The sequence below is a fragment of the Streptococcus sp. 'group B' genome (assembly GCF_002073795.1).
GTDB classification, from domain to species: Bacteria; Bacillota; Bacilli; order Lactobacillales; family Streptococcaceae; genus Streptococcus; species Streptococcus agalactiae.
The window spans coordinates 1227580-1253080 of the sequence record NZ_CP020432.1 but is presented as its reverse complement, the minus strand read 5'-3'; the positions used below and the strand labels follow the sequence as shown (position 1 = coordinate 1253080).

Below are 25501 nucleotides of genomic sequence, written 5' to 3'. Positions count from 1 at the left end.
TGGATATGTTAGTTATTTGTTATTATCAATCACTCCGCTACGAATTTAATCTTGAAGAGGAGAAATCCTTTCTAATATCATCAAACGGCAAGTCGCCAATACCAGTATCAGATTTAGAAAATGACATCACGCTAAAAAATATGCAAGGTCAATTGGTATATATTATTGACCAAAAAGAAAAAGAGTTAACTAATGGTGTAGAGATTTCAGGAATTGTCTTCTATTTAGCGAATAATCAAAAAGAAATCTATACTCCCTTAGATTACGAAGATATATTAATCGGTGATAAAGAAGGGTATCATGTCCGTTTTAAAGAAGGAGCCCCTAATTTATTACTGAAAAAAATAGAAAGCAATTGGCAGCTTAATTTATTTGAAGGTGATATTTATCTGAATAATCATCTTCAAAAAGTAGTGCAGCAGTTACCTTTAAGTTTAGGTGATGAGATTAGCTTCCAAGGAACAATTGTTAAGCTTTTCCCAGATGAAATTCAAATCTGGGGGGGGACTGATTATGAAACATCATTAACTAAGAAAGTTATGTCAGCTTATCAATTTTACGAAGGCTATCCTGATTTTCACCGCTCACCTCGTATTATTTATCGTTCCAGTGAAGATAAAATTACAGTTAATGCGCCTGGTAATAAACCTAATAAGTCTAAAGATGAACTGTTAAAATTAATTGTTCCTCCTCTAGTGATGATTGGAGTCAGTATTCTTATTTCTATTTTTCGTCCTCGTGGTATCTATATCATTGCAACAATGTCAATGGCTCTAGTGACGATGATTTTCTCTATCACTGGTTACTTTAAAAATCGTAAACAGTATAAGCAGGACTTACAAGAACGCATTGATTCCTATCATGACTATTTATCTGATAAGTCAATTGAACTTCAGAAGTTAGCTAAAGAGCAAAAGCGTGGGCAACACTATCATTACCCAACGATTGAAGGTTTACAGGAAATGGCTGATACTTATCACCATCGTATTTATGAAAAGACACCACTTCATTTTGACTTCTTGTATTATCGCCTAGGTTTGGGAGAAGTACCAACGAGCTATAATATTCATTATTCTCAACCAGAACGTTCTGGGAAAAAAGATCCTTTAGAGAACGAAGGCTATAACCTCTACTTTAACAATCGTTATATTAAAAATATGCCGATTGTTGCGAATTTATCACATGGACCAGTTGGCTATATAGGACCACGAGGTTTAGTATTGGAGCAACTCCAATTGATGGTTAATCAATTAGCTTTTTTCCATTCTTACCATGATGTTCAATTTATTACTATTGTTCCAGAGGAAGAGATGGATAAGTGGTCTTGGATGCGTTGGTTGCCACATGCAACCTTACAAGATGTCAATGTTCGTGGCTTTGTTTATAATCAAAGAAGCCGTGATCAAGTGCTCAACAGTCTTAACCAAATTTTAAAATTACGTCGCACACAACGCGAAGATAAATCTGCCAAAGAAGGGACTTTATTTTCTCCGCATTATGTCGTTATTGTAACTGATGAAAAGTTAATTTTAGATCACGTCATCATGGAATTTTTTACGGAAGATCCTACAGAATTGGGATGTTCTCTCATCTTTGTTCAAGATGTTATGAGTTCACTTTCAGAAAATATCAAAACCATTATTAATATTAAAGACCGTAATACTGGTCAGTTAGTTATAGAAGAAGGAGAGCTTAAAGAAACAGATTTTGAATTAGATCATTTCTTAGAGGATTATGACAAGGAAAATATTTCACGTCGCCTAGCTCCGTTAAATCACCTACAAAATCTTAAATCTTCAATACCAGAAGCAGTTACTTTTATGGAAATGTATCAAGCAGAAGAATTTGAAGATTTGCATGTTCAAGAGCGTTGGATAAGCCATGCTCCGTATAAAAGCTTAGCTGTTCCACTTGGCTTACGTGGTCAGGATGATATTGTTTATCTAAACCTACATGAAAAAGCTCATGGTCCTCATGGATTAGTTGCAGGAACAACGGGATCAGGGAAGTCAGAAATTATCCAGTCCTATATCCTTTCTTTAGCTGTTAATTTCCATCCACACGATGTAGCTTTCCTTCTCATAGACTACAAAGGTGGGGGAATGGCAAATCTCTTTAAGGACCTGCCACACTTACTTGGCACCATCACCAACTTAGATGGTGCCCAATCGATGCGTGCTTTGGTTTCTATTAATGCTGAATTGAAACGTCGTCAACGTTTATTTGCTAAAGCTGATGTTAATCATATTAACCAGTATCAGAAGAAATACAAACTTGGAGAAGTTTCAGAACCAATGCCTCATCTCTTCTTAATCTCCGATGAGTTTGCCGAATTGAAATCCAACCAACCTGAGTTTATGAAAGAGCTTGTCTCAACAGCGCGAATTGGTCGTTCCCTAGGGATTCACTTAATCCTAGCGACCCAAAAACCATCTGGCGTGGTAGATGACCAAATCTGGTCAAACTCACGCTTCAAACTAGCTCTTAAAGTAGCAGACCGCGGCGACTCCATGGAAATGCTCCATACCCCAGATGCCGCCGAGATTACACAAGCAGGACGTGCCTACCTCCAAGTTGGTAATAATGAAGTCTATGAACTCTTCCAATCAGCATGGTCAGGAGCAGATTACCAACCTGAAAAAGACGACCAAGGGATTGAAGACCATACCATTTATTCCATCAACGACCTTGGCCAATATGAAATCCTAAATGATGATCTTTCAGGCTTAGACCAAGCCGAAAATATTAAAGAAGTACCTACGGAATTAGATGCCATCGTTGAAAACATTCAAACTTTAACCAAAGAAATGGGCATCTCAGACTTACCTCAACCGTGGCTACCGCCTCTAAGCAATCAGATTGCAGTAACCGATCTCCGTAAGGAAGAATCAGTAGATCTCTGGAGTAAAGCCCCATCTTACAAAGTTGTTCTGGGCTTTATGGATATACCAAGCCAACAAGCACAAGAAGTAGCTTACCACGATTTTGAAGATGATGGGCATTTGTCAATTTTTGCAGGTCCAAGTATGGGGAAATCCACAGCCCTTCAAACTGTAACATTGGACTTAGCACGTCACAATAGTCCAGAATTTTTAAACCTTTATCTCTTTGATTTTGGTACCAATGGCCTCTTACCATTAAGACGTTTGCCACATGTAGCAGATTTCTTTACCATTGATGATGACGAAAAAATAGCCAAGTTTATCAGCAGAATCAAAACGGAAATGTCTGACCGTAAAAAAGCCCTCAGTCGCTACAATGTTGCAACAGCAAAACTTTACCGCCAGGTATCTGGGGAAACCATGCCTCAAATCCTGATTGTTATTGACAGTTATGAAGGGCTACGGGAAGCTCAAACACTGACTAACTTAGAAGCTTGTTTCCAAAATATTTCGCGTGATGGGTCGTCACTTGGCATTTCCTTAGTTATCTCAGCTGGTCGTATGGCAGCTTTGAGGTCGTCCTTAATGGCAAACCTTAAAGAACGTATCGCTCTTAAATTAACAGATGACTCTGAATCACGGACACTTGTCGGTCGTCACCAACACATCATGGAAGATATTCCAGGACGCGGATTAATCAAACGTGATGACATTGAAGTGTTACAAGTGGCTCTCCCAACAGAAGGCACTGAAACCTTTGACATCATCAATAACATCCAAAACGAATCTGACGCCATGAACAGCAAATGGACTGGACCAAGACCAAAAGCAATACCAATTGTTCCAGAAACACTTACCTTTGAGGAGTTTAAGGCATATGAGGATGTTAAAAAAGCAAGTGAGACTAATCAGATTTCACTTGGTATTAGCTTAAAAGAAGTTGATAATTGTAGCATTCCACTTTCGAAATTCAAACAGTTACTTTTTACTTCTGACAATCCAGATAATTTGTCTAACTTGACGCGCTTCTTAGTTAAATCTGTTTCATTGATTAAAGATAGTAAGGTTTATCTTTTAGACACTGCTTCTGATTATGATGATTTGACAGAACAACAAATTGAATATATCAATAATCGAAGTGAAATAGCAGGACATTTGGAAGCTATTGTTTCAGAAATCTATTTAAGAGAAGAATCTGGTAAAATAGAACCATGGTTTGTTATTATTCCTGATATGAATAGTTTTGTGGCAGAAACAAATATGGATAAAGAACAGATTTTATTCTTACTTGACTCGGCTCACAAATATCATATTTATTTCTTATTTGGTGGCTTAGCATCATACCTTATGACTAATATCTCAGATGTTCCAAAAGCTATTAGAACACAGGCACAGTATGTTCTCTTGGGAATGAGAGTTATGGATCAGTCGGTATTACCGAAAACATATAATTCAAAAGAACCTTATTTGAAACCAGATATGATTTATATTCATGATAGAAGACAAGAGACAATGCTTAAAATCACTCAAGAAATAGAAATGGAGCATTGAGTATATGAAAAAACAAAGACTATTACTGCTTTTTGGAGGCTTATTAATAATGATAATGATGACAGCATGTAAGGATTCAAAAATCCCAGAAAACCGCACGAAAAAGGAATACCAGGCAGAACAGAATTTTAAGTCATACTTTAAATATATATCAGATAAAAATAACTATTTAGATAATATAAAAGTTTATTACTTTTCTATAAGTATTTCTAAAGATGTACAAGATAAAGTCAGTGAAACAACAACTTGTTCATATAGACTAGAAAAGCAAAAGAATCAAGAGTTCATTGGTAATTTTGAACATGAAGTTAGTGAATCTAGTCAATATTCAACCGAAGTTAAAAATCAAATACAGTATCCAATCCAGTATAAAGATAATTCAATTCGTTTTACTGAAAAAACACCGTCAGAACGTTATGATGAGTTTGTTTTTAGTTCATTTGATTCTTCATTATTAAAAAAATATAAAATATATGATTACTTACTAAAACATCCCGAAACTGAATTAAAAGGTGTTTCCTATAAGATTCCTATAAATTCTGAAATTGTAGCCCCTTTTATAAAGCAATTAAATATAAAAAATCCTAAAAAATCATCTATTTCGGTTACAAAAACGGAAAGTAAAGAATATTATTATACAATCAGTATTGATACTGATTCTGAGATATATTCTATATTCGAAGGTATTACATTAGAGGATGTAAAGGAGTTTTCTAAATGAGTCCAAGTGAGAAATTAGATAGAAGAATTGATTCTTCATCAGACCTCTCCCAGTATGTATATGATTTTGAAAAGCAATATACAGAATATATGAAGAAGGGGTATTCTGAAAAAAATGCGAGTATACAAGCACGACGAACCCTGAATGAAATACTACAAGAAAATAATCCAGGATTGAGATCTAGCGACGCCATGTATGATAAAGAAACAGGTATTGCAGCTATTGCTGTAAAAGATAAAAATACTGGTGAGACTTATATAGCTTATGCGGGTACTAATAAGGATGCTGATGGGGCAACCGACTTTATTTCAGATGCAAATATCGGTGCTAATAACTCTGCTTATTTAAAACGATTAGGAGACAAAGCTACTAGCTTTTATGATCGTGTTCAAAGTAATGGCGATAATATTACTGTCACAACAGGTCATTCTTATGGTGACTTTCTCGCTTCTAGAGTGGCAATTGAGCTAATTCCATTCTTTATTAACTTTAGAAAAGTTAATGATTCATTTCACTTTTGTTATTAGCTTGTGATCACTTATAAAGTGACAGCTAGTTCATGAAATTTCTTAGGAGTTTTCTGGCTTTAAAGGTAACCTATGATTTAAAAAACATCTCATGGAATTCAATGCGGAATCCTCAACAGTCTTTTGTGGACTAACAGAAGTTCAGGATGTCGTTTCGGCAGGCCTTAACTATTCTCAGAAGGTTTTGGAAATTTCAATGGTACATTTGATACCTCAGGTAAGGGATTAGAATGGACAAAAACAATTCAAACAGGTATGAAAAAACGAGAAGAGAAAATCAAATACCCTCATTTTACAATTGTTGACATAAAGTAATTAAACAAAATCCGGAAAATTTATATTAAGTAATTTTTCTAAAAAGTCATATAGGCATACTTTTAAAGTTCCTCTAAACTTAATAAGGAAGAAACGTTTTGAAAAAAGATAAATATATTGCATTGAATTGGTTGTGTGCGATAGCCACGCTATACTATTAAGTTATTACAAACTATGAATTACACCTCAAATGTTGGAGATAAAACCTATCGTTTGGGGTGTTTTTTGGTAAAATAGAATGAAAAGAGTTACTCTGTGTCATTACTAAGTTAAAAAATTATACTAACTTAATTATTAACGTTTTATTGACTGAGTTACTCTTTTTTAAAAAATGTATATCATTCCAGCTGGTTACTCACCTGAACGTTTAGACTCAGAAGTCCTTACAGCAAAGATTGAAGATGATGAAGCCTTATTGCGGAAAATTCAAGACCTTAAAGATCATTTAGATAAAAATACCAAAATCTTGGCTTACGCTTTTGATGGCTTGGAAGTCAGAGTGAAAGCTAGACTAAGAAAAAATCGTAAGAAACTCAAAAACCTTATAGAATTCAATGCCAAATCTACCTCAGTCTTTAATGAATTGAAGGATTATTCAAATGCTGTATCGTCTGGTTTAACCTTTGTATCTAAAGGCTTTAGTAGTTTCAATGGCCAGTTCTCTTCAGCCTCAAATCTTGATTGGCAAAAGACTATTAAGACAGGAATGAGAAAACGAGAAGAAGATGCTAAACAGTTGAGAAAAAAAGCTTTAGAAGATTCAAATAAGCTCAGAAAAATTGCATCAAAAAGGGGTTACTTTGAATAATGCAGTTGAATTTGCTAAAGAACAGAACAAACCCCTAAAAATAAAAAGATAACCATAGATAAATATGGTCGTGTAAAAATGGATAAAACTTTTCTTTATCGAAAAGCTAAAGATGGAAAATCTGCATATATTTATTCTGAAGGGAGTGATCAATATAAAGAACTAACTGGGAAAGAATTTGATCCTAAAACTACAAATATTATGAAAGGTAGAAAATTAGGGACAGATGGTAAGATATCAATTGATTTTGGTGAGATTAGTAACTCAGGAAAAAATGCAGCTATTAAGTCCCTTAAAAATGAAAGTCCTTGAATTAAATCCCAAAAATGCTTTTAAAGGATGGAATGAGTTAAGCAAAATAGCTAAAACTGGGAAAGTACTAGGATGGACAGGTAAAATTGCTAATATTTACATGAATGGAAAAAAAGATCTTTTTGATGATAAAACATCTTCAATAGATCAAAAAATCAAAAACTTTGCTATAGGTTCAGGTGTAGATGCATTGTCCGGTGCAGCAATAGGGACTTTGGTAGGAGGACCTGTGGGAACCGTTGTTGGAGCAGGTGCAGGGCTGGCATTTGATTTTGCTTTGAATTTTAAAGTTAAGGAGTTGGGTAATGAATCAATTACAGGTTTTGCTAAAAAAGGTTTAAAAAATCTTGCAGGAGGATTAGGATTTTGAAAAAAAGTATAAATGTAAGTAGGTATCATGGACCTTTAATTGAATTTGAGGTTGATGCAAGTTATTTAAGAATTTTTTCATATATCGGTTTACCTTTATCATTGTTTTGGTATTTTGTTACTCATAACAGTGATGACTTTGGAATATTAAAATCGATATTTTTAATTTGTATTATAGTCAATTTAATCGGGCTCATATTAGGATTAATACAAAAGTTTACTAAAAAACTTATCAAATCTCTATCATTTTTTGTACTTTCTTAGCGTTTCTTTCGATTTTCTTAGGGTTAGATACAATATGTTTAATGGTATTTGTTTCGGATGGGTCCCCTGTTGATGCGAATACGTTGTATTTTGGTAAGGGTACTCCAATTTTTATGATAATGAACGTTACGATATTTATCATTTCTACTTTGATCTATTCCTACTATTATTTACCAAAAAATCAAGGGAAAGTTTGGAAATTTAATCAATGGAATAACGAAAAGAGTCGAGAACAACAATACATAAGTAATTTTATTGTTACATTTGGTCTGATATTGTTAGTTACTCCATTTTTAAAGTATGGTATCTATAACAGTTTTGGAGTTTTAATCAGTTTACTATTTACAGCAACCTTACCATCATTAATTGTTGATTCACTTTATGCGGCATTTTATGTCCATAAGCATCCTGAGTATGAATAATCAACTTATAAAGAACATCGAAAACACATGATACCTTTTATAAGACAGAAACTATAAATTCAGATAAAACATCTTCGCTTGATAAGTCAGAGACTTTAAAGATAGAGGATAACAAGCTATTTTAGACAAAAAATTAGAAATTTCACAATAGATTCTAGAGTAGATACTTTATTAGGTGCTGGAAGGTTATTGGGCACTTGATTGTGATTGGACTGGACAAAACAAACCAGATCAATCAGTAACTGGTTTTGCAAAAAAGAATTAAAAGATTTATTTGGAGGGGAAAATTTTTGAAACAGAGCAATCATAGATACCATGGACCGTTAATTGAGTTTGAAATAGAATATTCATATATTAAAATTTTTCCATGGATTGGACTATTTATATCTTGCATAGGGTTATATGCAAGTAATTTTGGTGATCCTTTAGGTTTTATAAAATTCATATTTTCTGTATGCATTTTTGTTAATTTGGTCTCAATAATTATTTCGCTTTTTTTGAAAAAATATCTAATTTTTTAAAAAAATTTCTTATATTTTATTATCATTAGTATTCCTAACACTTATTGTAGGTTTTGATTTTATAGGCTTGGCAATGTTTTTAAATACTAGAAATTTTGGACATGTTCAATCAATTTATTATACTGAGATGGCAAAAATGTATATTATGATAATGTTAATTATTTTTATTGTATTTTCTGGAATATATTATTTCTATTATTTACCAAAAAATCAAGGGAAAAAATGGAAATTTAATCAGTGGAAATTACAAAAAGGAAAAAAGGAACAATTAAAAATTAATTATGGAATTATTTTTGGTTTAGTGATGCTTTCTCCAGTCTTTCTTGTAGGTAGTATTGAAAATATTTTTGGTTTGATTGGAGGTGTATTATTTACGGCAACTTTTACAGCTCTGATTGTCGATTCCCTTTATGCAGCATATTATATTCATAAATATCCCGAATATGAGTGATAAATTAATTAATTTAAGGTAGGAGCAATAAATATCTAGAGAAAATGAAGTGGGTAGAATAGTCTCTACGCTTGCTGAGAGTGTTTTTGTAGTAATCATAACAACTCCAATTTGTACCAGTAGTAGCAGTTGTTATAGGTACTTTGGCCATTGTGGAGTAAAAGCACTCTATGAAAATGTTAAAGATGTAAGAAATTTTGTGGAGCCGTTTCATGAGCAAATATTATTGATCAAGATTATATTTTGATTATCTGGCAGGATTTTTCCAGAGAGGTCAATTTAGAACAAGTATATTATTTCAATGAGAAGATATTGATGAAGTAATTTTGGGAGGTACCATGACGAGGAGTAAGAAAGAGTAGCTCGTATCATTGAAAAATGGAAAAATATTTCTAAGGGTAAGACTATTGTAGAATAGAAATAATACACAAAAAGGGAAATTAAATCTCATGAAATTAAGGGAAATAGTAAAAATATTTTTTGATTTTTTATCGTTATGTTTTATAAATACTCTGGTGATATTGATTTTTTTAATAGATAATAGAATTCATATTCAGTTTCTAGTGCCAAAACCTATGCCATTAATTGATGGAATGACCCTCTGTAGGATTTAAAGTACTTTGTTTAACTAATGATGCGTGCGCATCATTAGGAATAGGAGTATCGGCGATATCAATAGTTGGTATAACAAGCGAAATTGCACAAGTAAAATTAAAACCAGGACCAGTTGAAATAAAATTATCCGTTGGTTTGTAGGAAGGATTAGTTTTGGGATTATTACTAAAATTGACTGGAAACTCTGAGAGTTTAGTTCTTCAAATATATGATATTGATACGAAGAAGTGGGAAGAAAGAATCAGTCTAAAAAAGTAGAAGAAGGTTTTTTTGTGAAATCAAAAATAGCTAATCTTGAATATCATACAAATAATAATATTACTTCAAATGAAAGAGTATTAGCTTGGTCTGATAAAGAACCTACAAATAATATGAATTTAAAAATCTTGAGTCTTACATTGATATGTATACCGTAACTATATTGCATTGAGTTGGTTGTTTGCGATAGCAACGTCAAGACAGCAATAAAATTGAAAAAATCAATAAGATAAAAAGGATTTAAAAAATTGATTATTATTGTGGAAGGGATAAGCTTAATGATGATTTTAACAGCATGTGACTTAGTAAAAAAAGATCACCAATGGGTTCAAGAACATTGAAAATACTTAGAAGCTGGATCAAAAGTTATCAAAGAAGTCAGCCAAAACATTCAACCAGTTATTTCTGATCTGAATAGCTATCTCAATGGAGCGACAAGTGCTTTTGAGCAATCGGATTCGAGTGCAGCTACTCATATTAAAAATAACACCATCGCCCAACTTAAAAAAAGCAGTACCAAATCGTGTGAGAAATTACCAGGCTAATTGTGAGTGAGAATCTATTGTTCTCACTTTTTTATTATCAAAACGCTTAAATTCTTTACTTAGACCTCGCCTACACACTTCAGATAATGGGTGTTACCATATTAATTAATAAATATGTAAAAAATAATATTTGATATGCTATAATAATAATATATTTGATTAATCAAAATTTTTTAGTGAAAGTATCTATCATCCTTAAGTAGTTGTTTTCATAATAGTTGTTGATGGATATCCCCTTAATTGTCTTGAGAATACTTGATAGAGAGACATTTTAAATGAGTAATGAAATGAATCATTTTATACCTATGTTATAACGGACTAATTAATACTTTGGAGAGATTTAATGACACTCTTTTTAATTATGATGGAGCGAGCGGGGTTAATCATATTATTAGCCTATGCCTTTGTGCATATTCCCTTTATAAAACAAACTTTGAAGCAACCCGAATTAAAAAAACACCAGTATATTCTGCTTATCTTATTTAGCTTATTTGCTATTATTTCTAATTTTACAGGGGTAGAAATTCAGTCAGATTTATCTATCATTCCACAAACTCTTAATCATATAGCAGATCAATCATCAGTTGCCAACACACGTGTTTTAACCATTGGTGTATCAGGTCTAATCGGTGGCCCCATAGTCGGTATTATAGTTGGTCTCTTATCTGTATTCGTTAGGTACTTGCAAGGAGGATTAGCCCCTCATATTTATGTCATTTCTTCCTTACTAATTGGTTTATGCTCTGGGTTATCAGGCAATTATCTTCGTAAAAATTATAATAAAATTCGTGTTTTAGATGCAATGGTTGTTGGTTTCGGGATGGAAATTCTACAAATGATCTGTATCCTCATTTTTAGTGTTGACTTTAATCAGGCGCTTCGATTAGTATCTTTTATCAGCATGCCAATGATTTTAAGTAATACTTTAGGTTTAGGTATATTTATATCCATTATTTCATCTACTCAAAAATTAGAAGAACATGCCAAAGCATTTCAAACCCATCAAGTACTTGAATTAGCAAATTTAACCCTTCCTTACCTTAGAAAGGGACTGACAACAGAATCTTGTCAACCAGTAGCTGAAATTATTCATAAACATATGGATGTGAGTGCTGTTAGCCTGACTAGTCAATCAGCCATTTTAGCCTATGTAGGAGATGGAGCTGACCACCATCTTCCTAATACTCAAATATTAACAAAGCTTGCTAAAAGAGCAATAGATACTGGTAAAGTTAGTGTCGCAACTGATAAAAGTGAAATCGAATGCGACCATAGGAATTGCCCACTTAGTTCAGCAATTGTTATTCCATTACACATCCACGATGTTATAGTGGGTACTTTGAAATTATATTTTTCAGACGCACAACATATGACTTACGTTGACCGTCAATTAGCTGAAGGATTAGGCAATATCTTTTCCACTCAGTTAGCTTTGGGACAAGCTGAGGAAGCAACAAGGTTACTACAGGATGCGGAAATGAAGTCTCTCCAAGCGCAGGTTAATCCGCATTTTCTTTTTAATGCACTCAATACTATTTATGGTTTAATTCGCATGGATAGCGAAAAAGCAAGAAAGCTCGTCCAAGATTTTAGCAAGGTTATTCGTGCTAATCTTCAACGGGCAAAGCAAAATTTAATTCCTCTCCATGATGAATTGGAACAGGTTAACGCCTATTTAGCCCTTGAAGAAGCAAGATTTCCTAACATGGTGGCCTTTAATTTAGACAACCAAACAAATTCAGATGACAACTTAATGATTCCTCCCTTTACATTGCAGGTCTTGATTGAAAACTCTTATAAACACGCTTTTAAGCATATCAATAAAAATAACCAGCTAAAGGTTACTATTGCAAGAAATAATGATAGGCTTCATATCATTGTCCAGGACAATGGTATTGGGATTCCAAAAGAAAAATTAATAACGCTTGGAAAAAAAACTCAAATTTCAAAAAAAGGTTCTGGTACAGCTATTGAGAATCTCGTTCGTCGCTTGAATATTATTTATGATGGACAAGCAAGTTTAAAATTTGAATCAAATGATTCAGGAACTTGTGCTATTGTTAACATCCCCATTAAAAATTAGAAAGGTATTGTATGAAAGTTTTAGTAGTTGATGATGAACCAGTTGCACGTAACGAATTAATTTACCTTCTTAATAAGTATGATTCTAACCTCGTTATAGCAGAGGCGCATGATATGGCTACTGCATTAGCTATTTTACTTAGAGAAACTTTTGATGTAGCACTGTTAGATATCCATCTCAGAGATGATTCTGGGTTGCAATTAGCAGAGTATATCAATAAAATGCCCAAACCACCATTATTGATATTCGCGACTGCTTATGATCAATATGCTATTCAGGCTTTTGAGCAGGATGCGCGTGATTATTTGTTAAAACCCTATGAGTTTGATAGGTTAAAGCAAGCTATGGATAGAGTAAAAGGAGCGCTAAGTACATCTACAATTATAGAGAGCGTAGCTTCCGGTCCTCTCTTCAAGCAACAGTATCCATTGACAGTAGAAGATCGAATCTATCTGGTGTCGGCGGATGATATCCTTTTGATTGAAGCTATGCAAGGAAAACTGATTATACAAACACCTGATAAAAATTATGAAATTGATGGCTCTCTACAACAATGGCAAGATAAACTACCATCATCTCAATTTGTACGGGTACATCGCTCTTACATTGTGAATATTAATGCTATTAAAACGATTGAACCTTGGTTTAACCAAACACTTCAGTTACACCTTTGTAATAAAATAACAGTTCCTGTTAGCAGAGCAAATGTAAAACCCCTAAAACAAATGTTAGGCATATCTACCTAACTAATGAAAAGTTATTCATCATAAAACTTAGACTATTCATTTCTAAAAAACAACCATTCATCTTGAAAATAGGAAATTTCAATTTTTCAATGCTATACTAAAGTCATGAAAACGCTTAATAAAATTAAGCAAAAAAATTTTTAGGAGGCAGTGATATGGTAACATTTTTAGGAGGGGTAGCCCTTTTAATTGTTGGTTATTTCACGTACGGTAGATACATTGAAAAGAATTTTCAAATTGATGAAAATCGCCAAACACCTGCAGAAGCATTAAGGGATGGATATGATTTTGTTCCTATGCCAAAATGGAAGAATGGGATGATCGAGTTATTGAACATCGCAGGAACTGGACCTATCTTTGGACCTATTTTAGGAGCACTCTATGGTCCAGTTGCTTATATCTGGATAGTCTTAGGATGTATTTTTGCAGGGGCTGTTCATGATTATATGATTGGAATGATTTCTCTTAGAAATAATGGTGCATATCTTCCTGAATTAGCTAGTCGCTATCTTGGAAAATCAATGAAGCATGTGATCAACATTTTTTCAATGCTATTACTTATTTTAGTTGCAACCGTATTTGTGGTAACTCCAGCTAATCTTATCCTGAGTATTTTACCAGCTGGGACACTATCTTTACCTTGGATAATCGGTCTTATTTTCGTTTATTACCTTATTTCTACAGTATTACCTATTGATAAAGCACTTGGTAAAGTTTATCCTGTATTCTGCGTCATCCTAATGGTTAGTACAGCAGCAGTTGGCTTCCGTTTATTAACTGGTGGCTTTGATATGCCAAACTTAACTTTTGAAACCTTTAAAAATATGCATCCAGCTGGACTTGGGATATTCCCTGCTTTATTCTTTACCATTTCATGTGGAGCCATCTCTGGTTTCCATGCTACCCAAGCACCTATGGTCTCAAGAACAACTGTTAATGAGAGAGAAGGGCGTTTCACTTTCTATGGTATGATGATTGCAGAAGGAGTAATTGCGATGATTTGGGCAGGTGCTTCAATGAGCTTGTTCAAAGGTCAAAATCTCTATGAAATGATTGCTGCTGGAACACCTTCTGCAGTTGTCAATCAAGTAATGTTAATGTTACTCGGTAGTGTAATTGGAACTATCGCTATCATTGGTGTTATTGTTCTCCCTGTTTCATCTGGTTTATCAGCTTTCCGTAGCTTACGTACTATCGTTGCTGATTATATCCATGTCAAACAAGATACTCTTCCAAAAATCTTTGCTGTAACTATCCCATTATATGTTATTTCATTTGTCCTTACACACGTTGATTTTAATCTCCTATGGCGTTACTTTAACTGGGCAAATCAAGTAACTGCTGTTATTGGTTTATTAGTTGCTACAAGATATCTCATCCTAAAAAGACGAAATTATTGGGTAACATTTGTACCAGCTATGTTCATGTTGTATGCAGTAGTTGTTTATATTTTATCTCAACCAATTGGATTTAATATGGGCTTAGGCATCTTAACTTATTCACTTGCTTTAGTGTTAACAGGTATTCTTGTTGGACTTTTCTGGAAATCTGGTCAAAAACAATTAAAAACTGTTCATCCTGAAGCATTCCTGTTTAACGATCATAGACCAATTAATTATTACAGTAGTTTAGATTCTTAATATTATTTTGAAGCCATGTTATTAAGACTTACAGTTATCACAATAACCTCGAATGAAGTATCATTCGAGGTTATTTTTCTACTAAAAATCTCAGTAAATATTTCTATTTGATTACAAATGTTACAAAAATATTTGACAACCTTCTTTCTGAAACTTATAATAGATTTGTCCATAACAGAGCAAAAGAGAGAGGGATAGTACATGAGAAAACGTTCAATTTTGCCAATATTAGCTGTCTTATTTGTTTTCATGAGTATCTTTAGCGTATACTCTATTTTTCATGGTGATAAAGCTAAAGAAAAAGCAAGTGTCATAAAACAAGCATCTCAAACAAGTCAAACTTCAAAAAAAGAGGTCTTACAAAAGAAGACTTATCCAAATCTAAATAAATATTCAAATCTAGAAATTCATGTTTCATCTACGAGGCAAACAATGACAATAACCTCGAGTGACAAGGTCATCTTTAAAACGATTGTTTCAACAGGAGCAAAAGAGAGCCCTACCCCAAAAGGAACTTTTGTCATAGAACCGGAACGAGGAGATTTTTTCTATAACGCCTCATCAAAAGAAGGAGCCTATTATTGGGTCTCCTTTAAAGAGCATGGTATTTATCTCTTTCATAGCGTTCCGACTGATCAACAAGGAAATGAGATCCCAGAAGAAGCAAAGCAATTAGGAAAAGCCGCCTCACATGGCTGTGTGCGTATGTCAAGGGCGGATGCAAAATGGTTCTATGAAAATATTCCTCAAGGAACGACTGTTACCATCAAATAGTCTTAATGTGGTAAAAATCATGTTATTAAAAGCTTGGAGTAAACTTCCAGAGCTTTTTCGTATATCCCTTAAACTCAATTAGTAAACGAAACCTATCAGCGGAATAAATGTATAAAGTATTTCGATATCATTAAAAAAATGATAGAATAATAGTGTTAATCGAATATTTTATCGACCTTTATATGCGGTTGAAGAAGAATAAAACTAAAAGATTAGACCTCTAACAAATAGATGTAGACTTTTAAGGTAGTCTATACATAAGGAGAATTTATTTCATGGCTACTATTCAATGGTTCCCAGGACACATGTCCAAAGCTCGCCGTCAAGTTCAAGAAAATATTAAGCATGTTGATTTTGTTACAATTTTAGTGGATGCAAGGTTACCTCTTTCTAGTCAAAATCCAATGCTAACCAAAATCGTCGGAGACAAACCCAAACTAATGATCCTCAATAAAGCTGATCTAGCAGATCCCATTCGAACTAAAGAATGGAGAGATTTTTATGAATCTCAAGGTTTAAAGACATTAGCTATTAATTCTAAAGAACAATCAACAGTTAAAAAAGTAACCGACATCGCTAAAATATTAATGTCCGATAAAATCGCTAAACTACGGGAACGTGGTATTCAAAAAGAGACACTTCGTACGATGATTATTGGAATTCCGAATGCAGGCAAATCGACTCTAATGAATCGCCTAGCAGGTAAAAAAATTGCAGTGGTTGGTAATAAACCAGGTGTCACAAAAGGTCAGCAATGGCTCAAATCTAATAAGGAACTGGAAATTTTGGACACTCCTGGTATCTTGTGGCCCAAATTTGAAGATGAATTAGTTGGATTAAAGCTAGCATTAACAGGGGCAATCAAAGATCAATTATTGCCTATGGATGAGGTAACAATATTTGGATTGAATTACTTTAAAACCTACTATCCTGATCGTCTCAAAGAGCGTTTTAAAAGTATTAATTTAGAGGATGAATCTCCTGAAATCATCATGACCTTAACACAAAAATTAGGTTATCGTGACGATTACGATCGCTTTTATAATTTATTTGTCAAAGAAGTTCGCGATGGTAAATTAGGACGCTATACGTTAGATATCGTCGGAGAACATGATGGCAACAATTAAAGAAATCAAAGCAATTTTAGAGACTATTGTTGATTTAAAAGACAAACGTTGGCAAGAATATCAAACAGATTCACGCGCAGGTGTTCAAAAAGCAATCCTTCAACGAAAAAAAAATATTCAGTCACATTTAGACGAAGAAGCGCGCTTAGAACAAATGTTGGTCTACGAAAAAAAACTTTACATTGAACATATAAACCTTATTGCAGGAATCGATGAAGTAGGTAGAGGTCCTTTAGCAGGACCAGTAGTAGCTGCTGCTGTTATTCTTCCACCAAACTGTAAAATAAAACATCTCAATGACTCCAAAAAAATTCCAAAGAAAAAGCATCAAGAAATCTATCAAAATATTTTAGATCAAGCGTTAGCAGTTGGTATTGGTATTCAAGACAGCCAATGTATTGATGATATCAACATTTATGAAGCTACAAAACATGCTATGATTGATGCAGTTTCTCATTTATCTGTAGTTCCTGAACATCTTTTAATTGATGCTATGGTTTTGGATCTACCAATTCCACAAACTAAAATTATCAAAGGTGATGCTAATTCACTCTCTATTGCAGCAGCTTCAATTGTAGCTAAAGTGACCAGAGATAAAATAATGTCTGATTATGATAGCAAATATCCTGGATTTGCATTTTCTAAAAATGCTGGCTATGGTACTAAAGAGCATTTAGAGGGTTTGCAAAAATACGGTATTACTCCGATACATCGTAAAAGTTTTGAACCTATAAAGTCAATGTTGTAAATAATACGGAAGAGGAAAAGATGACCGAAAAAGAAAAAATGTTAGCAGGACAATATTATCGTCCATCAGCACCTGAACTACGCAAGGATAGAGAAGTTGCACTAAAAAATATGCAAGCCTTTAACAATGAAGATGATAGTAGCAAACGTAACGTCATTTTACAAAAATGGTTTGGTGCTACTGGGAAGAGTATCCATATGGAACAACGTTTTGTCTGCGATTATGGTTGTAATATTTATGTTGGTGAAAACTTCTACGCCAATTTTAACCAAACTTTCTTAGATGTTTGTGAAATTCGTATTGGCGATAACTGTATGTTTGGCCCAAACTGTCAACTCCTCACCCCACTCCATCCTCTAGATCCAATAGAAAGAAATTCAGGATTAGAATACGGTGCCCCAATCCAAATCGGGAATAATGTCTGGCTAGGTGGAGGAGTGACTATTTTACCAGGTGTTGTATTAGGAGATAATGTCGTCGTTGGCGCTGGAAGTGTCGTTACGAAATCATTTGAAAATAATGTTGTTATAGCAGGAAACCCTGCTAAGATAATCAAAAAATTAGCTTAATGTAAGAAAAAACCTTTAATTATAACAAAGGTTTTTTCTAATTTAAAAAATAGACAAAGAGAATATTCTGTTAATCTAATCTATCTTATTTATAATGATTTTAAATAGAAAAACCTTGATATAATAATGTTTTCTTAAGTATAAAATTCTTTGAAAAAGTAGATATTTTTCCAAAAAATTATGTTATTATAGATTTGTGCTCATTTTTGAACACTTTATCTTTCATTTTAAGGAGTTTTATGAAAAAGCTATTAACCACTCCTGTAATGGGTTGTACTTTGGTTATACTTTCTCTAACGTCCCTATTTGTTGGTGTTAAATCTATCCCACTGGAGCAAATAACACACCTTAATCAATCACAGGTAGATATTTTTTTAGCGAGTCGCTTACCAAGAACCATTAGTATCCTAATATCTGGTGCAAGTTTGTCAGTCTGTGGCCTGCTAATGCAACAACTCACCCAAAACAAGTTCGTTTCACCGACAACTTCAGGGACTATGGATTGGGCGAAATTAGGAGTAGTTGTTACGCTGATTTTCTTTAAAAATACCTCTATTTTTATTCAACTATGTATTGCTTCAGGTTTTGCCATTTTAGGATCGCTGCTTTTTGTAACTATTTTAAAAATGATTACTTTTAAGGATAATATTTTTATACCTCTTATCGGACTGATGCTTGGACAAATTGTAGCAGCAGCAACAGTATTTTTAGGAACACATTTTCAAGTACTACAATCTGTCAACAGTTGGCTTCAAGGTAATTTTTCCATCATGACTAGCCATCGCTACGAAATTCTTTACTTAGCATTGCCATGTTTGTTTTTAGTGTATTTTTTTGCTCATCAGTTTACCATTGTTGGGCTTGGAGAAAGCTTCGCTAAAAATTTAGGGATTGCTTATGAAAAGATGATTTACTTTGGTTTAGTTTTGGTTTCAATTATGACATCCCTAGTCATTATTATCGTAGGAGCTTTACCTTTCTTAGGTTTAATCGTACCTAATCTAATTAGCTTAACTAAAGGGGATCATATGTCCTCAACTATCTTAGAGACATCGCTTTTAGGGGCTTGTATCGTCATGATATGTGATCTTTTTGGTCGCTTAGTTATTTTTCCTTATGAAGTCTCAATAGGAGTTACGCTAGGAGTATTGGGTAGTGCCTTTTTCTTGATTTCAATTATAAGAAATGAGGGAAAATCATGATTAAGGATTTAGAGATACCAAAATTACTTATTTTACTGATACTACTAATTGCTACCATTATTTTGTTTTTAATTTATGGTATTCCAACTGACGCAAATGAATTTTTGATTATCTATATCCTAAAAACACGTTATCAAAAATTGATTGCATTAATTTTGGTTGGTATCTGCATTGGTAGTTCTAGTCTTATTTTTCAAACTCTAACCAATAACCGACTTTTAACTCCGTCCATTATTGGTTTAGATAGCTTATATGTTCTTATCCAAACAGGATTAATGTATTTAATCGGAGCTCAGCGTGTCATAAAATTTTCATCTTTTAGCAGCTTCCTCCTTTCATTATTATTAATGGTTGGATTCGCTTACTTATTATTTACGATACTTTTTCGAAATAAAAAACAGTCTTTGTATTTTGTTCTATTAGCTGGACTCATATTTAATACATTATTTTCTTCTATCTCATCCTTTATTCAAGCCATTATGGACCCCAACGATTTTATGATTTTACAAAATCAGCTCTTTGCTAGTTTCAATGCTATTAATACCAAGATCCTTTGGATTTCTTTCATTATCATTGTCGTTAGCTTTGTCATTAATTGGCCTTTTATAAAGGAATTGGATGTCTTACTATTGGGTAAAGAAAATGCGATATCACTCGGCATCTCATATCAAAAGCTTACTACTAGAATTTTTTTATGGTTAGCATTGATGGTAGCTATAGCAACAGCATTAGTTGGGCCGATTACTTTTTTAGGCTTACTTGTAGCACATATTACCTATCACAGTTTTCATACCTTTAGACATCAAATATTAGTTCCTATAGCCATTGTTATCTGTATCTTTACACTTGTCTTAGGGCAGCATCTCGTTCAAAATCTATTACACCTCACTGTTCAACTAAGTGTTCTCCTCAACCTTATCGGGGGAAGTTATTTTATATTCACCTTAATCAAAGGAAGGAAAAACTTATGATTCAAATAAACAATTTACATAAGTTCTATGGCCAAAAGGAAATATTAAAAGACATTAATATTTCGATTCCTAAAGGAAAAGTAACAGCTATTTTAGGTCCAAATGGATCTGGAAAGAGTACATTGCTGAGTTGTATCAGTCGACTTGAACCTTATGATAATGGTGAAATTTTCCTTGATAAAGTACCATTAGCCCACTACAGTTCAAATGACTTAGCCAAAACATTAGCCATATTAAGACAATCTAATCACTTAACACTCAAGATAAAGGTGAGTGACTTGATAGGATTCGGTAGATTTCCTTATAGTAAAGGACGGTTAAGTCAAAAAGATAAAGCTGTCATAGAATCAGTTATATCTTATATGGATTTAAACGATATAGCTGACGAGTTCATTAATAACCTCAGCGGAGGTCAAATTCAAAGAGCTTTTATCGCAATGACAATGGCACAAGATACTCAATATATTTGCTTAGATGAGCCACTCAACAATTTAGATATGAAATATGCTGTTCAAATGATGGATCTTATCAAACGATATGCGTATGAGTTTAATAAAACTATAGTGATTATTATTCACGACATCAATTTTGCAACTCACTACGCTGACAATGTTGTCGCTTTAAAAGAAGGACAAGTGGTGTCTTGTGGGACTGTCGAAGATGTTATGCAAGAAAAAATCCTTTCTCATTTATTTGATATGCCTATCCGTATCGAAACTGTTGATGGTAAACCAATTATCCTTTTTTGTACAACGTAAATAAAGAGATTTATGTAGGATAACATTTTTAGTTTTTATCTATTTTAGGAGATTTTATTTAATGACAAAAAAACTTATTATTGCTATATTAGCACTATGCACTATCTTAACCACTTCTCAAGCTGTTTTAGCTAAAGAAAAATCACAAACTGTTACCATAAAAAACAACTATTCGGTCTATATTAAAAAAGAAAAAAGAGACAAGCCGGATAATAAAAAGCAAATCAGCGAGACACTTAAAGTTCCTTTAAAACCCAAAAAAGTAGTTGTTTTTGATATGGGAGCTTTGGATACTATCACAGCTTTAGGAGCTGAAAAATCTGTTATTGGTATCCCGAAGGCTAAAAATGCTCTAAGTTTATTGCCCAATAACGTCAAATCTGTTTATAAAGCTAAGAGATACCAAGACGTAGGAAGTCTCTTCGAACCAAACTTTGAAGCTATTGCTCGTATGCAACCTGATGTGGTTTTCCTAGGAGCACGTATGGCTTCTGTTGATAATATTGAAAAATTAAAGGAGGCTGCACCTAAAGCAGCATTAGTATATGCTGGAGTCGACTCAAAAAAAGTATTTGACAAAGGAGTTGCTGAGCGTGTCACAATGTTAGGGAAAATCTTCGACCAAAATAAAAAGGCAAAAACCTTTAATAAAGATATCGCACAAGCTGTTCTTAAATTGCAGAAAACTATTGAGAAAAAAGGTAAACCTACAGCTCTATTTGTAATGGCAAACAGCGGTGAACTTTTAACTCAATCACCTTCTGGTCGTTTTGGTTGGATTTTCTCTGTAGGTGGATTTAAAGCAGTCAATGAAAATGAAAAACTAAGTTCACATGGTACTCCCGTATCTTATGAATACATCGCTGAAAAAAATCCTAACTATCTCTTTGTTTTAGATCGTGGAGCGACTATTGGACAAGGAGCTTCATCAAAAGAACTTTTTAATAACGATGTTATTAAAGCAACTGATGCTGTCAAAAACAAACGTGTTCATGAGGTAGATGGAAAAGATTGGTATATCAATTCAGGCGGAAGCCGAGTAACACTCCGTATGATTAAAGATGTACAGAACTTTGTTGATAATCGTTAATTTTTTGTCAAAGGCTAGGAAAAATCCTAGTCTTATTTTTTTGAAAAAATAGCTATTATCAATGCTTCAGAGTATAGATTGATCTTATCACTTTATTTTGTCTATTATTTTCGAATATAGTCAATGGAGGTAACCTTATGAATCATTTTGAACTATTTAAGCTTAAAAAAGCTGGACTAACAAATCTTAATATCAACAATATTATCAACTATCTCAAAAAGAATAGTTTAACTTCTCTATCTGTTCGCAATATGGCCGTAGTATCAAAATGTAAAAATCCTACTTTCTTTATAGAAAATTATAAACAGCTAGACCTTAAAAAACTTCGACAAGAATTCAAAAAATTTCCAGTTCTATCGATTTTGGATTCTAACTATCCTTTAGAGTTAAAAGAAATATATAATCCACCAGTTCTACTTTTTTATCAGGGTAATATTGAACTTCTATCTAAACCTAAATTAGCTGTAGTGGGGGCAAGACAGGCATCTCAGATAGGTTGTCAGTCTGTTAAAAAGATTATCAAGGAGACTAACAATCAATTTGTTATCGTAAGTGGTTTAGCGCGTGGCATTGATACAGCAGCACATGTTAGTGCTTTAAAAAATGGCGGCAGTAGTATAGCTGTTATCGGGAGTGGTTTAGATGTTTATTATCCAACGGAGAATAAGAAACTTCAAGAATATATGTCATATAATCATCTCGTATTATCAGAATATTTTACCGGAGAACAACCCTTGAAATTTCATTTCCCCGAACGTAACCGTATTATTGCAGGGCTGTGTCAAGGTATTGTGGTTGCCGAAGCTAAGATGAGATCTGGAAGTTTAATTACCTGTGAAAGAGCATTAGAAGAGGGACGAGAAGTTTTTGCCATTCCCGGAAATATTATCGATGGCAAATCAGATGGATGCCACCATCTTATCCAAGAAGGAGCTAAATGCATTATTTCAGGAAAAGATATCCTTTCTGAATATCAGTAGTGTTTTGCTTTCTACTATAGGAGAAGTTTTCTATTGACAGTTTAAGAAAAGTGAGTTATTATGCTATAAGTTTACGATATAGAAAGTGATACCTATGGCAACTACGACAAAAACGTCGACCAAAAAAACAAGTAAAAAAAAATCAGCTACTGCTAAAAAAAATCTAGTTATTGTGGAGTCTCCTGCAAAAGCAAAGACTATCGAAAAATACTTAGGACGTAACTATAAAGTTGTAGCCTCAGTAGGTCATATCCGTGATTTAAAAAAGTCAAGTATGTCCATTGATTTTGAGAATAATTACGAACCACAATATATTAATATTCGTGGTAAAGGACCTCTCATTAATGATTTAAAAAAAGAAGCTAAAAAGGCTAAAAAAGTTTACCTCGCGAGTGACCCGGACCGTGAAGGAGAAGCTATTTCCTGGCATTTAGCGCATATTTTAGATTTAGACAAAGAAGACAGAAACCGTGTTGTTTTCAATGAAATCACAAAAGATGCTGTTAAAAATGCTTTTGTGGAACCTCGTCAGATTAACATGGATCTCGTTGATGCTCAGCAAGCACGACGTGTTTTAGATCGCATTGTTGGTTATTCTATCTCACCTATTTTATGGAAAAAAGTAAAAAAAGGGCTATCAGCTGGACGTGTACAATCAGTTGCTCTTAAACTAATCATTGATCGTGAAAATGAGATTAAGGCTTTCCAACCGGAGGAGTATTGGACTATTGACGGTTCCTTTAAAAAAGGAACACGTAAATTCAATGCCACTTTCTACGGTTTAGACGGAAAGAAATTCAAATTATCGAATAATGAAGACGTCAAAACAGTTCTAAAACGTATTAAAACTGATGAATTCTTAGTTGAAAAAGTTGAAAAAAAAGAGCGTCGTCGTAATGCACCATTACCGTATACAACTTCTTCATTGCAACAAGATGCAGCTAATAAAATCAATTTTCGAACTCGTAAAACCATGATGATTGCGCAACAGCTGTACGAAGGACTTAGCTTAGGCACAGCAGGTCATCAAGGTCTGATTACCTATATGCGTACTGATTCTACACGTATTAGTCCGTTAGCACAAAATGAAGCAACAGAATTTATTACTAACCGTTTTGGTGCAAATTATTCTAAACATGGGAATAAAGTTAAAAATGCTTCTGGAGCACAAGACGCTCACGAAGCTATTCGCCCATCTAGTGTTAATCATACACCCGAAAGTATTGCTAAGTATTTAGACAAAGATCAACTAAAACTTTACACTCTTATCTGGAACCGTTTTATTGCAAGCCAAATGACAGCAGCAGTCTTTGACACAATGAAAGTTAATTTAACGCAAAATGGTGTTACTTTTATTGCTAATGGTAGCCAAGTCAAGTTTGATGGTTACATGGCTGTTTATAACGATACTGACAAAAATAAAATGTTACCAGATATGGAGGAAGGAGAAAGTGTTAAAAAGGTTAATACGAATCCTGAACAACACTTCACTCAACCTCCTGCAAGGTTTTCAGAAGCAAGTCTCATTAAAACACTTGAAGAAAACGGTGTAGGTCGTCCTTCAACTTATGCCCCAACGCTTGAGACTATTCAAAAACGTTATTATGTTAAGCTTGCAGCTAAACGCTTCGAACCAACTGAACTTGGTGAAATTGTTAATAGCCTTATTGTAGAATTTTTCCCAGATATTGTTGATGTTACCTTCACTGCCGAAATGGAAGGGAAACTAGACGAAGTTGAGATTGGTAAAGAGCAGTGGCAAAAGATTATCGATGAATTTTATAAACCATTTGAAAAAGAACTTGCAAAAGCAGAAACTGAAATGGAGAAAATTCAAATAAAGGATGAACCTGCTGGATTTGATTGCGAGCTATGTGGATCACCAATGGTAATAAAACTAGGACGTTATGGAAAGTTTTATGCGTGTAGCAATTTCCCTGAATGTCATAACACAAAAGCTATCACTAAGGAAATAGGTGTTATTTGTCCTATCTGTCAAAAAGGACAAGTTATTGAGCGAAAAACAAAACGCAATCGTATCTTTTATGGCTGTGACCGCTACCCAGAATGTGAGTTTACATCTTGGGACAAACCTATTGGACGAACTTGCCCCAAATCAAATGATTTCTTAGTGGAGAAAAAAGTACGCGGTGGTGGTAAACAAGTTGTTTGCTCAAATGAAAAATGCGACTACCAAGAAGAGAAAATTAAATAAAGTGGAATCTGAGTGTTTAGCTCAGATTTTTAAAAAA

General features: G+C 33.7%; 19 protein-coding genes and 3 pseudogenes. All 22 read left to right on the top strand.

Features of this window, described 5'->3' with window-relative positions; genetic code table 11:
• Positions 1 to 5: 5 nt before the first annotated feature.
• The 22 genes and pseudogenes from essC (at position 6) to topA (ending at position 25464) form a co-directional block, all read left to right on the top strand.
• A complete protein-coding gene (gene essC, locus A6J68_RS06660; RefSeq protein WP_000960154.1) occupies positions 6 to 4433 on the top strand; it encodes a type VII secretion protein EssC in 4428 nt (1475 codons plus the stop codon).
• A gap of 4 nt (positions 4434 to 4437) precedes the next feature.
• Positions 4438 to 5154, top strand: a complete 717-nt coding sequence (locus A6J68_RS06655) for a hypothetical protein (protein WP_000744744.1) — start codon at positions 4438 to 4440, stop codon at positions 5152 to 5154.
• Positions 5151 to 5681, top strand: a complete 531-nt coding sequence (locus A6J68_RS06650; protein ID WP_000075066.1) for a hypothetical protein — start codon at positions 5151 to 5153, stop codon at positions 5679 to 5681. The genes A6J68_RS06655 and A6J68_RS06650 overlap by 4 nt, the downstream gene beginning before the upstream one ends.
• A 91-nt stretch (positions 5682 to 5772) precedes the next feature.
• Positions 5773 to 5954: pseudogene (locus A6J68_RS11720) on the top strand (hypothetical protein); the annotation flags it as partial.
• Positions 5955 to 6327: 373 nt separating this feature from the next.
• On the top strand, positions 6328 to 6804 hold the full coding sequence (locus A6J68_RS06640; protein WP_001869194.1) for a hypothetical protein: 477 nt from the start codon (positions 6328 to 6330) through the stop codon (positions 6802 to 6804).
• Between the two features lie 255 nt (positions 6805 to 7059).
• Positions 7060 to 7397, top strand: a pseudogene (locus A6J68_RS06635) (hypothetical protein).
• 393 nt (positions 7398 to 7790) lie between these two features.
• Positions 7791 to 8171 (top strand): hypothetical protein, encoded by a 381-nt coding sequence (locus A6J68_RS06625; RefSeq protein WP_017644458.1) that lies wholly within the window; start codon positions 7791 to 7793, stop codon positions 8169 to 8171.
• A 594-nt stretch (positions 8172 to 8765) separates the two neighbouring features.
• Complete coding sequence (locus A6J68_RS06620; RefSeq protein WP_001873879.1) at positions 8766 to 9143, top strand: hypothetical protein; 378 nt, start codon at positions 8766 to 8768, stop codon at positions 9141 to 9143.
• A gap of 768 nt (positions 9144 to 9911) precedes the next feature.
• Positions 9912 to 10174, top strand: a pseudogene (locus A6J68_RS11640) (hypothetical protein).
• Positions 10175 to 10904: 730 nt separating this feature from the next.
• Positions 10905 to 12644, top strand: a complete 1740-nt coding sequence (locus tag A6J68_RS06600; protein WP_000171908.1) for a sensor histidine kinase — start codon at positions 10905 to 10907, stop codon at positions 12642 to 12644.
• An 11-nt stretch (positions 12645 to 12655) separates the two neighbouring features.
• Entirely contained in the window at positions 12656 to 13390 is a 735-nt protein-coding gene (ltdR, locus tag A6J68_RS06595) for a response regulator transcription factor LtdR (RefSeq protein ID WP_000866963.1), read from the top strand.
• Between the two features lie 155 nt (positions 13391 to 13545).
• Positions 13546 to 15030, top strand: a complete 1485-nt coding sequence (locus tag A6J68_RS06590) for a carbon starvation protein A (protein ID WP_000256021.1) — start codon at positions 13546 to 13548, stop codon at positions 15028 to 15030.
• A gap of 201 nt (positions 15031 to 15231) precedes the next feature.
• Positions 15232 to 15804 (top strand): L,D-transpeptidase, encoded by a 573-nt coding sequence (locus A6J68_RS06585; RefSeq protein WP_001231797.1) that lies wholly within the window; start codon positions 15232 to 15234, stop codon positions 15802 to 15804.
• 275 nt (positions 15805 to 16079) lie between these two features.
• Complete coding sequence (gene ylqF / locus A6J68_RS06580; RefSeq protein ID WP_000201280.1) at positions 16080 to 16931, top strand: ribosome biogenesis GTPase YlqF; 852 nt, start codon at positions 16080 to 16082, stop codon at positions 16929 to 16931.
• A complete protein-coding gene (locus A6J68_RS06575; protein ID WP_000201092.1) occupies positions 16918 to 17679 on the top strand; it encodes a ribonuclease HII in 762 nt (253 codons plus the stop codon). The genes ylqF and A6J68_RS06575 overlap by 14 nt, the downstream gene beginning before the upstream one ends.
• Before the next feature lie 20 nt (positions 17680 to 17699).
• A complete protein-coding gene (locus A6J68_RS06570) occupies positions 17700 to 18248 on the top strand; it encodes a sugar O-acetyltransferase (protein WP_000136503.1) in 549 nt (182 codons plus the stop codon).
• Between the two features lie 239 nt (positions 18249 to 18487).
• Positions 18488 to 19450, top strand: coding sequence for an ABC transporter permease (locus tag A6J68_RS06565; protein ID WP_000735592.1), 963 nt, complete (start codon positions 18488 to 18490; stop codon positions 19448 to 19450).
• Entirely contained in the window at positions 19447 to 20421 is a 975-nt protein-coding gene (locus tag A6J68_RS06560) for an iron chelate uptake ABC transporter family permease subunit (RefSeq protein WP_000588583.1), read from the top strand. Before A6J68_RS06565 ends, A6J68_RS06560 begins: the two co-directional genes overlap by 4 nt.
• Positions 20418 to 21179: an ABC transporter ATP-binding protein gene (locus tag A6J68_RS06555; protein WP_000614758.1), complete on the top strand. Its 762-nt coding sequence runs from the start codon at positions 20418 to 20420 to the stop codon at positions 21177 to 21179. The genes A6J68_RS06560 and A6J68_RS06555 overlap by 4 nt, the downstream gene beginning before the upstream one ends.
• A gap of 61 nt (positions 21180 to 21240) precedes the next feature.
• Positions 21241 to 22269, top strand: a complete 1029-nt coding sequence (locus A6J68_RS06550; protein ID WP_000162771.1) for a siderophore ABC transporter substrate-binding protein — start codon at positions 21241 to 21243, stop codon at positions 22267 to 22269.
• A 137-nt stretch (positions 22270 to 22406) separates the two neighbouring features.
• A complete protein-coding gene (dprA, locus tag A6J68_RS06545; RefSeq protein WP_001015250.1) occupies positions 22407 to 23249 on the top strand; it encodes a DNA-processing protein DprA in 843 nt (280 codons plus the stop codon).
• Positions 23250 to 23343: 94 nt separating this feature from the next.
• Positions 23344 to 25464: a type I DNA topoisomerase gene (gene topA / locus A6J68_RS06540; RefSeq protein WP_000246611.1), complete on the top strand. Its 2121-nt coding sequence runs from the start codon at positions 23344 to 23346 to the stop codon at positions 25462 to 25464.
• Positions 25465 to 25501: the final 37 nt, after the last annotated feature.

Coding starts and splice junctions, on each gene's coding strand:
- essC (WP_000960154.1), top strand. CDS start 6: ATGTTAGTTATTTGTTATTATCAATCACTCCGCTACGAATTTAATCTT.
- A6J68_RS06655 (WP_000744744.1), top strand. CDS start 4,438: ATGAAAAAACAAAGACTATTACTGCTTTTTGGAGGCTTATTAATAATG.
- A6J68_RS06650 (WP_000075066.1), top strand. CDS start 5,151: ATGAGTCCAAGTGAGAAATTAGATAGAAGAATTGATTCTTCATCAGAC.
- A6J68_RS06640 (WP_001869194.1), top strand. CDS start 6,328: ATGTATATCATTCCAGCTGGTTACTCACCTGAACGTTTAGACTCAGAA.
- A6J68_RS06625 (WP_017644458.1), top strand. CDS start 7,791: ATGGTATTTGTTTCGGATGGGTCCCCTGTTGATGCGAATACGTTGTAT.
- A6J68_RS06620 (WP_001873879.1), top strand. CDS start 8,766: ATGTTTTTAAATACTAGAAATTTTGGACATGTTCAATCAATTTATTAT.
- A6J68_RS06600 (WP_000171908.1), top strand. CDS start 10,905: ATGACACTCTTTTTAATTATGATGGAGCGAGCGGGGTTAATCATATTA.
- ltdR (WP_000866963.1), top strand. CDS start 12,656: ATGAAAGTTTTAGTAGTTGATGATGAACCAGTTGCACGTAACGAATTA.
- A6J68_RS06590 (WP_000256021.1), top strand. CDS start 13,546: ATGGTAACATTTTTAGGAGGGGTAGCCCTTTTAATTGTTGGTTATTTC.
- A6J68_RS06585 (WP_001231797.1), top strand. CDS start 15,232: ATGAGAAAACGTTCAATTTTGCCAATATTAGCTGTCTTATTTGTTTTC.
- ylqF (WP_000201280.1), top strand. CDS start 16,080: ATGGCTACTATTCAATGGTTCCCAGGACACATGTCCAAAGCTCGCCGT.
- A6J68_RS06575 (WP_000201092.1), top strand. CDS start 16,918: ATGGCAACAATTAAAGAAATCAAAGCAATTTTAGAGACTATTGTTGAT.
- A6J68_RS06570 (WP_000136503.1), top strand. CDS start 17,700: ATGACCGAAAAAGAAAAAATGTTAGCAGGACAATATTATCGTCCATCA.
- A6J68_RS06565 (WP_000735592.1), top strand. CDS start 18,488: ATGAAAAAGCTATTAACCACTCCTGTAATGGGTTGTACTTTGGTTATA.
- A6J68_RS06560 (WP_000588583.1), top strand. CDS start 19,447: ATGATTAAGGATTTAGAGATACCAAAATTACTTATTTTACTGATACTA.
- A6J68_RS06555 (WP_000614758.1), top strand. CDS start 20,418: ATGATTCAAATAAACAATTTACATAAGTTCTATGGCCAAAAGGAAATA.
- A6J68_RS06550 (WP_000162771.1), top strand. CDS start 21,241: ATGACAAAAAAACTTATTATTGCTATATTAGCACTATGCACTATCTTA.
- dprA (WP_001015250.1), top strand. CDS start 22,407: ATGAATCATTTTGAACTATTTAAGCTTAAAAAAGCTGGACTAACAAAT.
- topA (WP_000246611.1), top strand. CDS start 23,344: ATGGCAACTACGACAAAAACGTCGACCAAAAAAACAAGTAAAAAAAAA.